This window comes from Bifidobacterium sp. LH_512 (assembly GCF_056356435.1).
Map to the genome: position 1 here is coordinate 1081763 of NZ_JBKEUE010000001.1, position 14654 is coordinate 1096416.

14 protein-coding genes are annotated in these 14654 nt (G+C 57.6%); 3 read left to right on the top strand and 11 right to left on the bottom strand.

Going from position 1 to position 14654, the window contains the following annotated elements; all coding sequences use genetic code 11:
- Positions 1 to 119 precede the first annotated feature (119 nt).
- The gene (locus tag AC1AWD_RS04690) at positions 120 to 872 is read right to left on the bottom strand and encodes a helix-turn-helix domain-containing protein (protein ID WP_476564117.1); all 753 of its coding nucleotides are present in this window, start codon (positions 870 to 872) and stop codon (positions 120 to 122) included.
- Positions 873 to 1067: 195 nt separating this feature from the next.
- On the opposite strand from AC1AWD_RS04690, the gene AC1AWD_RS04695 reads away from it, so the two are divergent.
- Positions 1068 to 1193, top strand: coding sequence for a hypothetical protein (locus tag AC1AWD_RS04695; RefSeq protein WP_476564119.1), 126 nt, complete (start codon positions 1068 to 1070; stop codon positions 1191 to 1193).
- Positions 1194 to 1470: 277 nt separating this feature from the next.
- Here the strand turns inward: AC1AWD_RS04695 and AC1AWD_RS04700 are convergent, their stop codons facing one another.
- The 7 genes from AC1AWD_RS04700 to AC1AWD_RS04730 all read right to left on the bottom strand — a co-directional run bounded on the left by AC1AWD_RS04700 (position 1471) and on the right by AC1AWD_RS04730 (position 7394).
- The gene (locus AC1AWD_RS04700) at positions 1471 to 2046 is read right to left on the bottom strand and encodes an ECF transporter S component (protein ID WP_476564121.1); all 576 of its coding nucleotides are present in this window, start codon (positions 2044 to 2046) and stop codon (positions 1471 to 1473) included.
- 61 nt (positions 2047 to 2107) lie between these two features.
- Complete coding sequence (locus AC1AWD_RS04705) at positions 2108 to 3016, bottom strand: DUF362 domain-containing protein (protein WP_476564123.1); 909 nt, start codon at positions 3014 to 3016, stop codon at positions 2108 to 2110.
- 203 nt (positions 3017 to 3219) lie between these two features.
- Complete coding sequence (locus AC1AWD_RS04710) at positions 3220 to 4284, bottom strand: YeiH family protein (protein WP_476564125.1); 1065 nt, start codon at positions 4282 to 4284, stop codon at positions 3220 to 3222.
- A 76-nt stretch (positions 4285 to 4360) separates the two neighbouring features.
- Positions 4361 to 5185, bottom strand: coding sequence for a LysR family transcriptional regulator (locus tag AC1AWD_RS04715; RefSeq protein ID WP_476564127.1), 825 nt, complete (start codon positions 5183 to 5185; stop codon positions 4361 to 4363).
- 83 nt (positions 5186 to 5268) lie between these two features.
- Complete coding sequence (locus AC1AWD_RS04720; RefSeq protein WP_476564129.1) at positions 5269 to 6246, bottom strand: AEC family transporter; 978 nt, start codon at positions 6244 to 6246, stop codon at positions 5269 to 5271.
- Between the two features lie 114 nt (positions 6247 to 6360).
- Entirely contained in the window at positions 6361 to 6567 is a 207-nt protein-coding gene (locus AC1AWD_RS04725) for a zinc ribbon domain-containing protein (RefSeq protein WP_476564131.1), read from the bottom strand.
- 167 nt (positions 6568 to 6734) lie between these two features.
- On the bottom strand, positions 6735 to 7394 hold the full coding sequence (locus tag AC1AWD_RS04730; protein WP_476564592.1) for an HAD family hydrolase: 660 nt from the start codon (positions 7392 to 7394) through the stop codon (positions 6735 to 6737).
- 708 nt (positions 7395 to 8102) lie between these two features.
- Here AC1AWD_RS04730 and AC1AWD_RS04735 point away from each other — a divergent pair.
- Complete coding sequence (locus tag AC1AWD_RS04735) at positions 8103 to 8396, top strand: Ltp family lipoprotein (protein WP_476564594.1); 294 nt, start codon at positions 8103 to 8105, stop codon at positions 8394 to 8396.
- 158 nt (positions 8397 to 8554) lie between these two features.
- On the opposite strand, the gene ychF is transcribed toward AC1AWD_RS04735, so the two are convergent.
- The 3 genes from ychF to AC1AWD_RS04750 all read right to left on the bottom strand — a co-directional run bounded on the left by ychF (position 8555) and on the right by AC1AWD_RS04750 (position 12056).
- Positions 8555 to 9649, bottom strand: a complete 1095-nt coding sequence (gene ychF / locus AC1AWD_RS04740; RefSeq protein WP_476564132.1) for a redox-regulated ATPase YchF — start codon at positions 9647 to 9649, stop codon at positions 8555 to 8557.
- 162 nt (positions 9650 to 9811) lie between these two features.
- Positions 9812 to 10624: a pyrroline-5-carboxylate reductase gene (proC, locus tag AC1AWD_RS04745; RefSeq protein WP_476564134.1), complete on the bottom strand. Its 813-nt coding sequence runs from the start codon at positions 10622 to 10624 to the stop codon at positions 9812 to 9814.
- Between the two features lie 82 nt (positions 10625 to 10706).
- The gene (locus tag AC1AWD_RS04750) at positions 10707 to 12056 is read right to left on the bottom strand and encodes an alpha/beta fold hydrolase (protein WP_476564136.1); all 1350 of its coding nucleotides are present in this window, start codon (positions 12054 to 12056) and stop codon (positions 10707 to 10709) included.
- Between the two features lie 135 nt (positions 12057 to 12191).
- Here AC1AWD_RS04750 and AC1AWD_RS04755 point away from each other — a divergent pair, with 135 nt between their 5' ends.
- Positions 12192 to 14642: a sensor histidine kinase gene (locus AC1AWD_RS04755; RefSeq protein WP_476564138.1), complete on the top strand. Its 2451-nt coding sequence runs from the start codon at positions 12192 to 12194 to the stop codon at positions 14640 to 14642.
- The last annotated feature ends 12 nt before the right edge of the window (positions 14643 to 14654 follow it).

Consider the following 14654-nt stretch of genomic DNA (forward strand, 5'->3'; position numbering starts at 1 on the left):
TCTGTTGGGTTACGCCATACCGCATACATTGCGCGCAATTCCGCCATGAATATACGGCACTCCCACTGTATCGCACGCATCCTTGGAAGCATGACACATCGCGGGATGCCGTCGATGTGTCATTCCGGCCATATGCCGGTCTGCGCATGGGTTTTCCGGTATTCGCTCGGCGTCATGCCGGAATGGCGTTTGAAGGCTTTCGAAAAATGGCTTTGCGAGCGGTATGCAAGAATCTGCGCGATTTCAGAAAAGCCGTATTGCGAATATTTCAGCATGTTTTCGGCCGCTTCCATACGCCGATCTGTGACGTAATGCGATATCGGCGTACCCACTTCACGGGCGAACAGTTCGGAAAGATACGTCGGATTCAAATGCACATGATCGGCCAGAATCGTCACGGTGATTTTTTCATGCAGATGATAGTGAATGTAATCCATGCATTCGGCGACGGCTTTGGAATGCACGTCGGTTTTCTGCATATCGGCCATCGCCCAAGTGAAAAACGTCATCATATCAGTGTGCAGACGGCGCACGTCGTCTGCGTTTTCGCAACGGTCCATGTCTTGTATGTACAGGTCGGAGGCGTTGTATGCGTCCTCTTCATCCATGCCGCCGTCGATGGCGAAACGCGTGGCCAGCGTGATTGAAGTGACGAAACGGTATTTCGCGTCACGCAACGAATCGTCCGACAAGTGGCCGTATAGGCCGGAATCCCACAATCGCGCGCTTTCGGAGATGGCGGAGATGTCGCCGGCGCGCATCAGATCGTACTGCTTCATCTCTTCCACGTAGCGGTGATGTCGGATGCGGTCTTCGCGTGCGATGAAATCAAGATAGCGCAGGCGTGCTTCATTGACGATGTTCTGCGGCATAATTCGACCTTTCATCAGCGTAAACAAAATGTAAATATTTCAGATTACCCGATGATTATACAAAAATAACAATGATTGCGGCATGCAAGGGGAACGTCAAACAATTTATTCTGTAAACGCAAAACAGAAGACAGACAAGAAAAGCAACACGATACCACCGTTTTGAATACGGCATTTCAAGGAAAGGAGTCCATCATGATGGACAACGAAATGATGAACAAGGCTCTGCGTTCCCCGCTCGCCGCTTCCGACCCGTCCCTGGGACACTACGCACTCTCTCAGGCCATCTGGAGCGCAATCAAAGGCGCGATGAAGAAGTAACACGGATACGGACTTTTCCCCAGACCGGCGCAAGGGCCAACGGCTGGCGATTGGATACTGATCGTCGGCTCTGTCAATACCAGCCCGCGTTACGGTTTGACTCCATCGGCGATTATATGAGTTACGTATAATCGCCGATTTTTTATAGTTCGATTTATATAAAAGCATGGAAAAGGGCTGATACGGATTCCCGTATCAGCCCTTCGTGGCATCAGCGGCTCTCGCGGACCTTACGAAGCCGCCGTACGCTTTTACCGCTCGCTGGAATGCGGCTATATCATGCGCGCTTCGCCAGCTGATGTTCGGCCCAGAACAACGCCAGCGGCACCAACGCCCATTGCAACAGGATGCCCGGAAGGCCTGCGGCCAGCGTGCTGGTCCAGATTGAGGCGACGCTGGACTGCGCGTCGAATGCGGCGATCGCAATGGCGGTCGCCACGGACAGCACAGCACGGCCGGCGACCTGCACAATGATGACCTTGGCAAGGCCCGGCAGCTTCACCGAACGCAGCAGGCCGGCGAACAGACCGTAGGCGCACAGTTCAATCATCATGAACGGCACCATGGCGAGCATCGGCATGCCCGACAGGGCGAAGCTGACCATCGGGGCAATCAGGCCCGTGACGGCGCCGACGACGGGACCGGCGAACAGGCCAACGAAAATCACCGGCAGATGCATCGGCAGGAACGTCGAGCCGAGAGCGGTTCCCAGACCGGACGCCGCGCCAAGCACGTGGAAGAACTGCGGCAGCGCGACGGCGGCCACGATGCCCAGCACGGTGACTGTGGTTTTTGCGCTGACGGACAAGCGCGGCACATCGGTGCGGCGCAAAACTGCGATAGCGTTTGACATTACTACTTCTCCTTCTACGAACAATTCAATACCGCTTCAGTACCGCTTCGTTTCAGTGGGTTCAGTCAAGCACGGTCATGCGATACTTACGGGACCCCAATCCCAATTCCTCGGCACGTTCAAGAATGTGCTCGCCGTGACGGGTGGCGATACGTTCGGTAACGGAAGCACCGTCCGGAGCGATATGAATCAGATCAACGCAGGCCTGATCGAGCGCGACAGGGTCAAGGGAAGACAGCACGCCGATATCATGCATATCCGGTTCGGCAGGCTCAGCGAAGCAGTCGCAATCCACCGACAGACGGTTCATGACGTTGATATACAGCATGTTGCCGTTCATATGCGTGATGACGGCCTCGTCGGCTTCAGCCATCGCCTCGAGGAAGTCGTCCTGCTCCGCGGCAAGCCAATGATCTTTGGTCTGGCCTGCAGAGTGGATCCAACGCTTGCCATTGGAGGAGGCGATGCCGATGGACACGTTCTTCAACGCGCCGCCAAAGCCGCCCATCGGATGGCCTTTGAAGTGAGACAGCACGACGAAGGAATCGTAGTCATCGATATGCTTGCCAACAATGTCGTAGGCGATATGGCGATAACCGGCAACCGGGATTTCGATTTCGCCGCCCATGTCCATGATCTGGATTGGGGCGATGTCGCCATAGCCGCGTTCTTTGAATACGGCCTCGCTTTTTTCGGGGGTTTCACGGTTGCCGTCATATGCAGTGGCGCATTCGACCAGCGTGCCGCCGATTTCCTGGACCAGATCCTTAATCAGCTGAGGATTGAGATTATTGGATTTTTCGGATTCGCCGGAATGGATTTTGATGGCGATGTTGCCTTTCGGCGTTGTGCCGAGCGCACGATAGACGCGCTGCAGGCTTTCCGGCGTGATGACGCTGGTGAAGAATACTTCCGGAGCTTGTTCGTCGCTGGTGCGATGCTCCAGATTGTCGAGATTCATCGTGGTCATTATGCTCCTCGATTCTCTAATGTTGTCATTGCCGAGCGTAACAACTTCAAGTTGACTTTATGCAACTCGACGCGCGCGTCCCACGCTTTACGTGTCGCTTGCGTCGCGCCTGATTATGAGAAATCCCTTGTGTTCGTCGCTTTCGTCCGGCGAACACAAGGGAGATGATTGACTAATCGACTGCCCGCTGTCAGCAATACCCGTTAGAAGAACAGGATGGCGATTACGGCGGCGAACAGCACCAGCAGGATCGAGGCGAGGAAGCTGGCCAGGAAGGCCTTGCGTCCCTTGTCTGCGATGGCGCGGAAGTTCACGTTGATGCCGAGGGCGGCCATGGCCATGCCGAGCACGATGTAGGCGAGGTCGACCAGCTGCGGGGCGATGGCGGCGATGGCCGGCACGAAAGTGCCAATCACGGATGCACCGATGAAGCCGAGCATGAACCACGGGAAAGCGATGGAACGCTTGCCTTCGCTCTTCACGGTGGAATGCTTCTTATCCCACCAGATGGCGATGATGATCGCGGCGAACACGAGCATCAGCACGCGGGACAGCTTCATGATCGTGGCGATGTCGACGGCGCCGAAGGCGTCGCCCGCGGCGACGGCGTGCGCGATCTCATGCAGGGAAGCGCCGGCCATGATGCCCATCTGGTCCTTGCTCATGCCGGTCAGCGGGGCGATGGCGATTTCAAGCAGCGCGAAGATGGTGCCCATGATGGCGACGGTGGCGACGGCCATGACCTCATCATCGGCCTTGTCTTCCTCTTCTTCCGGCGGAACCTTGATGGAGCCGGACAGGCCCATCACGGCCGCGGCGCCGCAGATGCCGGTGCCGCCTGCAGTCAGGATGGCCAGACGTGGTTCGACGCCGAGCTTGCGCGCGATGGCGTAGGTCACGATGATGGTCAGGGCGACGACGACGGCCGCGATCGGCAGGCACTTGACGCCTTGGGTGAACAACACCTGCAGATTCAGCTTGAAGCCCAGCAGGATGATGCCCAGACGCAGCAGCTTGTTGGAGATCAGACCTGCGGCGTCCTTGACACCGGCCTTGCGGTCCGCGTTGGAACCGATGTACGCGCCGCGAATCGGAAACTGGATGACCATACCGATAAGCAGCGCGATGATCAGCGCGCCGAAAAGGCTGAATCCCGGGTACTGCTTAAGCCAGGAGCCGATGAGTGATGCGATCAGCGTCACAACGGCGATGAACAACATATCGACGGTGGCGATGCGCTTCCACCATTTCACACAGAATTCTTTCATGGTTTTATTACACACCTATGCTATGCATCGGTCAAATAGAACATATCAATGAATAACATCGGGAAAACCGATATCATCAGAGGGTCGCCGACTGCAAGGCCCCGACCACCACGTCGATGGCCTCACGCTGTTCACCCCCCAAGCCAGAACGCGGAATCAGCGCATAGAAGCGGCGTCTGAATTCACGGCCGATTTCACGAATCGGAACGCCGTTCGGTACCGTCGAACGAGACACCACCGAACAGCCGATACCCGATTCCAACATCGCGACAATCGACGAATTACTCGAGATCGTAACCACATGACGCGGTACGATGCCGTTCATCTTGCAATACAACTCCGCGTAATACCGCACACCCGACCCCGGTTCACGCATCAGCCACACGTCGTCGGCATCACCGGCCAACACCAGCTCGTCCTCGCACAACGTCACACGCTCAACGGATTCATTGATGATTGGCTTCTCCACCACGCCGAACTGCACGGCCTTCAGACCGACCTGTTCCAAAATCGCGTCCGAATTCCGCACATCCACAGAACAGTCGTACCGGTCCAGCATCGGATGCAACGCACGCAACGCGGCAGGCAGCAACGTCACCGACGATGTGTGCGAAAACAACATCGCGAACGGCACCGTATTGCGCTCGGCGCGAGCAATCGATTCGCATGCCTCACGCCAATCCCCGCCAATGCGGATCGCGGTCTGATACAGCATCCTGCCCGCCTCGGTGGCGGCCACATCGCTTTTCGCATTGCGCACGAACAACTGCGCCCCCACCGCACGCTCCAAGGTCGCGATACGGGACGACACCGTCGACTGCGAAATCTTCAGCTCATCGGCGGCCAACGTAAACTGGCCCGTCTCATACACCGCAATCAGCGTCTCAAGCAAAGAGAACATGGCAACACTCTACCGCTTACGCTTCATTACGCCGCAGAGGCGGCACCGGCAAGGCATACGGCGGGCGTACGGCGTACGCGACGTCAGAAGATCACATAGGATACGGCGCTCAACGTGAACAGGCTCGCAATCGTCGTCATCAACACCATCCCCACCGCGTACTCCGGCATGTTGCGCTCACGCTCCGCGAACATCACCAATGCACTCATCGTGGGCAGACCCGCAATCAGCGAAATCATATGCACCATATCGGCATTCAATTGCGGCAGGCCAAGCCACAGCGGCGCATATGTCAACAAGGCGCAGAACGCGACAGGAACCACCAGCATCTTAAACGCAATGCCCACATATAATTCCGGGCAGCGCAACGCACCCGACCACTTACGCAGCACCAGCAGGCCACCCAAATACAGCATCGACAACGGCGTCGAAATGCCACCAAGCGAACGGATAGGCGAAAGAATCCGATCAGGTACGTCAATGCCAATCAGGATAACCGCAATCGACGAGGCGACTGCGACCAATGCGGGACTGATCAGACTGGACAGACGCTGCATCCACGAACGGGCCGGCCGCTCGTCGAATCGGCCGCTGCGATTGGACAACGGCTTCGTAATCCACACGCCATACGTCCACAGCAGGCACTGGTCCACCAGCGACATCAACGCAAAATACAGAGCGCCACGCTCAGGAAACAGCGCCAACACCAATGGCAGGCCGATAAAACCGGCGTTGCCGAAAATAAACGCGCCCTGGAACAGGCGACCGCGCTCCCCCGGTACACGAAGCAGCTTCGTCAACAGCCACATCGAGGAAATCAGCAGAACGTACAACAGCAGCGTCAGCCAAATCATCGCGCTCGAATGCAACAGATCGGCTCGCGTCGTGCCGGAAACCGCGTTAGCGAACACCAGCATCGGAATGCCGACCTTCAGAATCAGCTGGCAGATGCCGCTCAACGATTTCTCATCAAGCAGTTTGGCCTTAACACATACCGCACCGACCGCCATCATCACCGCCATGCCGATCAGTTGATTCAACACCACGCCGAATTGTTCCATACCTCTCCTCTGACGGCCTCTTACTGGTTTGCCGACTGGATGGTTATATCACCGGCATGGTAAAACGGGCGGGACTATGCAGGGGCTACGTGCGAGCGATGCGCGAGTGCAATCTCAGCCGGCAAAGAAATCAAGCACGTTCATGGCGGCGTCCGTATCCACGCGGTACAGCTCGGTGTAGCCGCACTGCCGACAGGCAATTGTGACGAAACGCTTGTTCTGAACGTTGAACAATTTGGCGAAATTACCGCCCGTAGCCTGGAACTGGTCACTGTCGTATTCCGTACATCCACATTTCACACATGCATATTGCTGCTGCATCGCCGGAACCTCCTTGTAGCTCGAGCTTTTTATGGCGCATGCTGGCGCGAATCCAGCATCATTGCGACGCCAAGCCTATCGCCATTCCGATGCAAATACAACACGCATTCGGCGCGCGGCTGCCACAAATTCGCGGCGAACCGCTTGATGCGATGGAACATCATCAATTATTTGACTTGGGTGATGGTATCGCCTTTTACCATAAAGGCGTGTTCGGCCATATCGATCATTGGCTGATCGAATTTCGAATCCGTATAGAATTCGTCGATTCGCGCGTTCACGCCGTAGATTTCACGAAATTTGCGCGGTTTGTTGGCGCCGAAATTCAAATAGGTGACCCTGTGATCGGCCATATCGACTTCACTGGCGATCAGATTGAGCAGGCCCAAGCGGCGGCAGGCCTCGCCCACCGTCACATTGAATGAAGCGGTGATGATAACGTCGTCCTCACGCGGCTGATACCAGGATTTGATGCGATTCATGCGGCGATCCCAAAACGCGTTGACAAGAGCTTCGAGATTGTTGCTGCCGGCGGAATCACCATTAATCGCACCGCCGCCAACCGCATTGCTTTCAAGCATATTGCCGCCAAGCAGACGTTCAAGGCGACGTGAATGCGAAAGGCGATCCAAATATTTTGTCGCGACGTCGCCGACGCCCGATTCCATCTGCGCCAATGTCGCACGGCCGAACTTGTATCGCAATCCGTAATACGTGACCGGTGCGATATAGCGGAAAACGCGCGGATCGTAACGTGCGGAGAACATGTATAAATCGAACAGGCTTTCGCCGTCATAAATCGTCCCGTCAAAATCGAATACTCGCACCATGCCTCCGCTTCGTCCTCGCCCAATTGCCATTGTATGAAGCCGACGCGGCGTGCGGACGCAAATCGGCATATGTACATCATGAATGCGCCATCCGTACATTATGCGTTTACTTTGCGCGTTTACCTTATACGCTTGCCAATGGCGGCGGGTGCTTCCGAACTTTGGGCTCCTTGGATTCTTGGATCGGAACTTTCACGCTCTGGGTTCGGCAGCGTTCCGTCCTAAACCGCAGCATTTGACGATGCTCATGTGTGCAACCGCCCACCGGAAATCCGCAAACCTTCAACAGCGGAAGTCAGACGCCCGTACCCGTGTGGACAAATGGTGGTTCTGGGTGATTATTGTTACGGTTCTTGTGATTGTCTGGGGGCGATTGGTGGTAACGGCGACGCAACAAATGACAGCGTAAATTCAAATGCCGAACCAACCAGCAAACGCAAAAGGAAACGAAGGAGCAAAGCAGCCCCAATTCCACAGAGCGTTAGCGCCACGTATTCCGGGTCCACGGACGCGGGTACGGAAGTCACCATGATTCATTCAATGTTTCCGGCACTTACGATGATGGCAGCACTAATACCGTAAAGGCTGCTCTCTTACCAATCCTGGAGCACCTGCAGGAGGACAATCCACAACTTTCACCATCGATTGTGAGGGCACAACCACCAGTATCGAAGTAACAGGCATGTCCCCGTCCCGACCGAATATCTGAATGCGCTCACTGAAGCAAACCAGTATTCCGATTTGATGCATATGGGCAAGCACGGCATATACGATCAGCTCACCAGCGAATACGGGGAGCAGTTCACTCCTGAAGCGGCACAATATGCAATCGGCAATATGCAAGCGGATTGGAATGCCAATGTTCTGCAGGAGGCAAAAGATTATCAGGATATGATGGCTATGAGTCCTGCTGCCATTTATGACCAGCTGGTTAGCGAGCATGGCGAACAATTCACGCCAGAAGAAGCGCAATATGCCGTTGACCATCTCAATCAGTAGACCATAGTGATTGTTCAAAAACTGATAGTGTGCGCGTAGGCACACCATATTGCCCGGCATGGTTACTTTTATGCGAGACGGCGCGGTTTCGACTATTTGCGCAATGCAAATGTTTGAATCGCGCCGCCTTACATGTTGCTTTTCAACACAGTCAGGCCTTACTTGGACACGTTGAACTTGAATTCGACGATGTCGCCGTCCTGCATCACATAGTCTTTGCCTTCAAGGCGAAGTTTGCCCTCCTCCTTGATCTTGGCCATGCTGCCTTCGGCGGCGACGAAGTCATCGTAGGAGACGACTTCTGCCTTGATGAACCCTTTTTCGAAATCGGTATGGATGACGCCGGCCGCCTGGGGGGCAGTCCAACCTTGATGGATCTGCCATGCACGGACTTCCTTTTCGCCTGCGGTCAGGAAGGTCTGCAGACCGAGGATATCGAAGCCGACGCGAGCCAGCTGGTCGAGGCCGGACTCCTTCAGTCCTGCATCCTCGAGCATTTCGCGGGCATCCGCCTCATCAAGTTCGGTCAGCTCGGATTCGAACTGCGCGTTGAGGAAGATGGCCTGTGCCGGAGCCACGGAGGCGGCCAGCTTTGCCTTCAGCTCGTCGTTGGCCAGTTCGGAATCGTCCACATTGAACACGTAGATGAACGGCTTGGCGGTCATCAGGTGCAGATCATAGACCTCTTCCTTGTCGAAACGGCCTTCGCGGGCGGCATGATCGATGGTTTCACCCGCTTCCAGGATTTCCTTGGCCTTCTTCACAGCTTCCATGTAGGACGGTTCGATCTTCTTGCCGCGCAGATCCTTCTCCAGCTTCGGCAGCGCGTTGTCGATGGTCTGCAGATCGGCGAGGATCAGCTCGGTGTTGATGGTGTCGATGTCGTCGGCCGGATCGACCTTGCCGTTGACATGCACGATGTCGTCGTTTTCGAAGGCGCGCACGACTTCGCAGATCGCGTCGGCTTCGCGAATGTTGGCGAGGAACTTGTTGCCCAGGCCTTCACCTTCGGAAGCGCCCTTGACGATGCCTGCGATGTCGACGAAGGTGACGGTGGCCGGCACGATCTTCTCGGTATGCACGAGTTCGGCGAGCACGGGCAGACGGTCGTCCGGCAACGGCACGATGCCGGTGTTCGGCTCGATGGTGGCGAACGGATAGTTTTCCGCCAATACATTGTTGCGGGTCAGCGCGTTGAACATGGTGGACTTGCCGACGTTCGGCAGTCCGACGATTCCGATAGTAAGAGACATGCCTGCTAGCCTACCTTCCAGCCACGTCAACCCGCATGATGCCGCGTCTCAATCGACGATTGCGATGACCTGACCGAATCATTGATTGCTGTCATGATTACGCTCACCGACAATCGCCGACCGCAATCATCGATTCCCTGTCGTTTTGTTCAATCGGCGCGCTCATCCGACGATTTCGTCGACGGCATCGATGATGGCGCCGCGGAATCCGTCCTTTTCCAATTGCGCGACGCCACGGATGGTGGTGCCGCCCGGCGAGCAGACCGCATCCTTCATGGCGCCCGGATGGGTTTCGTCATTCAGATACAATGCGCCCACGCCTTCGACCATGCGTGCCGCCAAACGGTAGGCCGCGGCGCGCGGCAAGCCGTATTTCACGCCGGCATCGCCCAATGCTTCGATGTACATTGCGGTGAAGGCGGGCGCGCATCCGGCGACGACCATGGCGATGTCCATATGCGCGGCGTCGACGCGTTCGATCAGCGAGATCGGTGCGAACAATGATTCAAACAGCGTTGTCTGCGCTTCATCCAGCGTGTTGTCGGTTTCGGTGACGAGTACACCTTTGCCGACCGCCATCGGCGTGTTCGGGACTGTGCACTGCACGTGGATGCGCGGCGCGATGTCGCCGAACAGGGTCTGGTATCGTTCCAGATTCCAACCCGCCGCGATGGAGACGGCCAGCGTGCCACGTGCCGCCAGTGTTTCGGCGAGGGGACCGATCACGGACTCGATCTGATACGGTTTGATGGCGATGATGACGACATCGGCTTCGGCGGCGACTTCGGCGGCGTCGCGCAATGCACACGCGCCGATTGCCGCCGTGTTGCGTTCGAGCTTGTCGTAGTGTGCGGCGCAGGCGACGATATGCGCGCCGTCGGTGACGCCTGCCGCGATCAGGCCTTGCGCGATGGCTTGCGCCATGTTGCCGTAGCCGATGAATCCGATTACCGGCTGGCTGGTGGTGCCGTTCATATGCTCTCCTTGTGTTTGTCGGATTGATTGCCGGTTTGATGATTATTGATTTGACGATTCGCCGAATTGTTGATTCGCCGATTTATCGGAACAACTCTTCGAGATCGCCGCGATTGAGCGCTTCATCGTATAAATGCTTGAATACCGCGGAGCCATGCAGGCCGTCGTGTTCGAATTCGTTGGTCACCCAATAGTGGGAGCGTCCGATACGGCTCAATGTGTCAAGCTGCATGCCGGAGTCGACGTACATGTCGTCGAAATACACGGCGGCCTGCAACGGCACTTCGTTGCGCGCCAGCTGGTCGGCATCGTAGATCGCACCGAAATGCGTGTCTTCCATCAACAGATCCATGGCCGGCTTGAACGGCTGCAGCGCCTTCTCCTGTTCGAACATCCATGGGAACATGGCCTCTCCGGTGAAGGCGAGCGGACGCTGATTCACGCCGAATTCCGGCATGACGTCACGCACGCGCTGTGCGGCCCAATGAATCGGTTCATCAAGCTCGCCATTGGCGTAGATGAATTCCTGCAACGGCCAGTACAGAGGCTTCGATGCGGTTGCTGTCATCACCTTGAACAGGAATTCGTCGGACAATGGCGACGAGGCCGACGCGGAGCCGTCGGCGTCGAGGAACGCGTCGTCCATGATCCAGTGCACGCGTTCGAAACTGGGTTTCATGCCGAAGTCGGAGCCCAAGGACTGCAGGCGTTCGACGGTCAGCTTGTCGCCATTGGGCAGTTCGATGCCATCGGGTCCTGCCGCGGTGATGATGTCGGCCACGGTCGCCACGCGTTCGACGTCCTGCGGGTAGCGCTCATAATATTGGTGCGTTTTCACAACCATGCGCGGGAAGGTGTGTTCGTACACTTCGCTGGCGTCGGCGGGAACATGCGGAATGCCGCCGGTGGTGAAGCTTGCGATCACGCCGTCAGGGAACAGCGACAAGTAGGTCAGCGTCAGGAATCCGCCATAGCTTTGGCCGAGCGTCACCCAGCGTCGGCCTTCGAATTCGGTCAGGCGCAGATGTTCGAAATCGCGGATGATGGAGTCGGCGAGGAATTTCTTCAGGTAGGCCGCACCTTGGGGAGCGTCCATATCGCGCATGATATGCGTGTCGACGCGCGAAGAACGGCCTGTGCCGCGCTGATCGGGCAGGATGACACGGAAATGTTTGATGGCCTCTTCGATCCACCCGTCGGATTGCGGACTATTCAGTCGCGGGCCTGCGCCGCCGGGACCTCCCTGCAGAAAGATGAGCAGGGGCAGATCGTCATGGATATGCTCCGGCGCGGTGACGACACGATAGAACAGGCTGAGGCTCTCACCGGCGAACTCCTGTCCTGGCCGACGTCCCGCCCAATCAAGGGGAACCTTGATGGAACGGTCCTCGATGTGCAGTCCCGGCACGTAGTATTCGGCAAGCAACGCCATTTGCCCCTACCTTTCATCGTTATCGTATTGCTCGTCACAGCATAACCCCGAGCCGCCCCTCACATGAGGCAACGTTCATCCCCGCGAATGATGGAGAATGGCAGGGTCGCACGCTACCCTAATGCAATTATGGGCATGATGGCGCGTTTGGGAACAGCCGTGCGCGGCAACGTATTGGTCAGAGATTCGCTGGGCGTCCTGTTGTGTGCGCTGCTGCTCCTTGTCACGGCGACCTCGTTGGGAGACACTCCTGGGCTGCTGTTCGATTTCTCGGGCTCCGAGCAGGCCGCATGGACATGCGTCCAGCTGCTGCCGCTGGCGTTTCGCCGCCGGTACCCGCGTCCCGCAGCGCTGTCGTATGTCGCCTTGACCGCCGTGCATCTCATCGTCGGACCGATGATGACGCTGTCCGATCTGTTCTCACTGCCGATGCTGTACTCAGCCATCGTATATGACAAGCCGCAGCGCACCCATGCTTATCTCGTAACGGCCTTTGCGATGGGCACCGCGGCCGCCGCGATAGTGAGCTGGACCTCATCGTTCGGCCCGCTGTTCCCCGGCACGGCAACGGACGACGGCAGCGGGTTCGCGGCATATCCGGACGCGACGCACGTCCTCGAATCACGATCAATGCTCGTCACCAAGTTCCTGACCATGTGCGCGATGGTCTACGCCTGCCTGCTGTCCGCCATCGTCATCGCATACTGGCAGCGCGCCCGGATGGCGACCGTCCGTATGATGCAGGAACGCAACGCCGCCATTGAAGCGCGGGAACAGGAGGAGCGGCGCATCGCGGCGCTGGCCGAACGCGCACGCATCGCCCGCGACATGCATGACGTGGTCGCGCATACGCTCTCCATCATCATCGTTCAGTCCGATGGCGGACGCTATGCGGGGGCGCATGATCCGGACCTGGCGCGGAGCACCATGCGGACGATTCGCCACGAGGCCGAGCGCGCCATGCACGACATGCGGCGTCTTTTGAGCGTCTTCGGAGGGACGGGGCGTTGCGGATACGACGATATCGACGTACTGGTGGAGCAGGCGAAAGACGCCTCCCCCGACTGCACATTCACGCGCGTCGTCCGAGGCAAGCCCGACGTGGCCCGTTTGAGCGATCAGGAAAGCGGCGCCGCATACCATGTGGTACAGGAGTCGTTGACTAACGTTCGCAAATATGCGGGCCCCGGCGTCGCAACCGTGATCCGGGAGGATTGGCATGACGATACGTTCGACATCACAATCGAAGACGATGGACGCGGCGCTGCGGCAGCTTCGGACGGACATAGGGCCGGTTATGGGCTGCTCGGCATGCGCGAGCGCGTCGAGACGGCCGGAGGACATATGACGAACGGGCCCAAAACTGGTGGCGGTTATGCGGTTTCCATATCCCTGCCGCTGTGTCCGACGGGCATCGGCGACGTTGCATCGCCGGCGTCTCATACGGACGCGCCGCGCAATGTCCGTTTCATGCCGTCACGCGTCTCGCCTCCGACGCTCCCATCACTGTCGAATGTGGCGGCGGCATGCGCGAGATTCCGGTCCCGTCATATCGATCAGGCCGTTCCCTCCTCGGATGGGCGACGCAATATGGTGGAACGACTGTCACAATGGGCGGAACGCCACTACCTGCTGGTGGACACGGCAATCGCCGTCATGTTGCTGATATGGGCCTCCCACATGTTGTATGCGTCATATGGTGGCTTCGCCGCCATCCTGGCATCCGACGCCGGCACGAAGACATCCTATGCGTTGGAACAGCTCATCACCGTCATGATGCTGGCGCCTTTGGCGACCAGGCGTCGTTTCCCGGAGACGAGCGCGCTTGCTGTGGCCGTATTCGCCGCGCTGCAGCTGGTGTTCCTCATCCCGGTGATCAATGTGAACGTGCTGGCGTTGTGTTCGCTGTATTCGGCGGTGCTGTACGGCCGCAAGCGCGCCTGGCTATGGACCGGAATCGCTTCGATCGTCGATGCACTGCTGGTCGGATTGAAGGTCGGCGCCAGTACAAGCGGATATTTCACGTTGTTCGATTTGTTCATCGGCATCAGGCGCGGCGCTCCGCCATCTCATTTTTTCGGATTTTCCATGCTGACCACGATCGCCTATGCCGTTGGTCTCGCTTTGACGTGTTTCGGCGTCATCGCAGCGGCGTCATGGCAGCGTTCAAGCGGCACGAACGTGTTGGTGTTGCAGGCGCGCGAGGATGCGTTGCGGGCCGAACAGGAAAAACAGCGTATCCTGGCCGCCAATATGGAACGCGACAGGATCGGCGCCCACATTCAGGAAGAGGTCGCACAAACACTGACCATGGTCATCGATCAGACGGATGCCGGCCTGCGCATGCTGGATGGGCATGCAGCGAATGGAGGTCCCGTTTCATCCGCCGATATCGCCGCCGCGTTCGAAGCGATCGGGAGTCAAGGCCGTGCGGCATTGGCGCACATGCGTCAGCTGCTCGGGGTGCTGCGTGAGACTGGCTTCAGCGATGCCGAACAGGGATCCTCGGCTCCCGTCTTGCGGCTCCGACCTGCGAAATCGTTGGATGAGCAGTTGCATGATGCCGCGGACGGCGCAACCCGCTGATGCGCTTTCACG

Bases quoted from the DNA above. Each gene is read 5' to 3' on its own strand.
- AC1AWD_RS04690 (WP_476564117.1), bottom strand. From the start codon at position 872: ATGCCGCAGAACATCGTCAATGAAGCACGCCTGCGCTATCTTGATTTC.
- AC1AWD_RS04695 (WP_476564119.1), top strand. From the start codon at position 1,068: ATGATGGACAACGAAATGATGAACAAGGCTCTGCGTTCCCCGCTCGCC.
- AC1AWD_RS04700 (WP_476564121.1), bottom strand. From the start codon at position 2,046: ATGTCAAACGCTATCGCAGTTTTGCGCCGCACCGATGTGCCGCGCTTG.
- AC1AWD_RS04705 (WP_476564123.1), bottom strand. From the start codon at position 3,016: ATGACCACGATGAATCTCGACAATCTGGAGCATCGCACCAGCGACGAA.
- AC1AWD_RS04710 (WP_476564125.1), bottom strand. From the start codon at position 4,284: ATGAAAGAATTCTGTGTGAAATGGTGGAAGCGCATCGCCACCGTCGAT.
- AC1AWD_RS04715 (WP_476564127.1), bottom strand. From the start codon at position 5,185: ATGTTCTCTTTGCTTGAGACGCTGATTGCGGTGTATGAGACGGGCCAG.
- AC1AWD_RS04720 (WP_476564129.1), bottom strand. From the start codon at position 6,246: ATGGAACAATTCGGCGTGGTGTTGAATCAACTGATCGGCATGGCGGTG.
- AC1AWD_RS04725 (WP_476564131.1), bottom strand. From the start codon at position 6,567: ATGCAGCAGCAATATGCATGTGTGAAATGTGGATGTACGGAATACGAC.
- ychF (WP_476564132.1), bottom strand. From the start codon at position 9,649: ATGTCTCTTACTATCGGAATCGTCGGACTGCCGAACGTCGGCAAGTCC.
- proC (WP_476564134.1), bottom strand. From the start codon at position 10,624: ATGAACGGCACCACCAGCCAGCCGGTAATCGGATTCATCGGCTACGGC.
- AC1AWD_RS04750 (WP_476564136.1), bottom strand. From the start codon at position 12,056: ATGGCGTTGCTTGCCGAATACTACGTGCCGGGACTGCACATCGAGGAC.
- AC1AWD_RS04755 (WP_476564138.1), top strand. From the start codon at position 12,192: ATGATGGCGCGTTTGGGAACAGCCGTGCGCGGCAACGTATTGGTCAGA.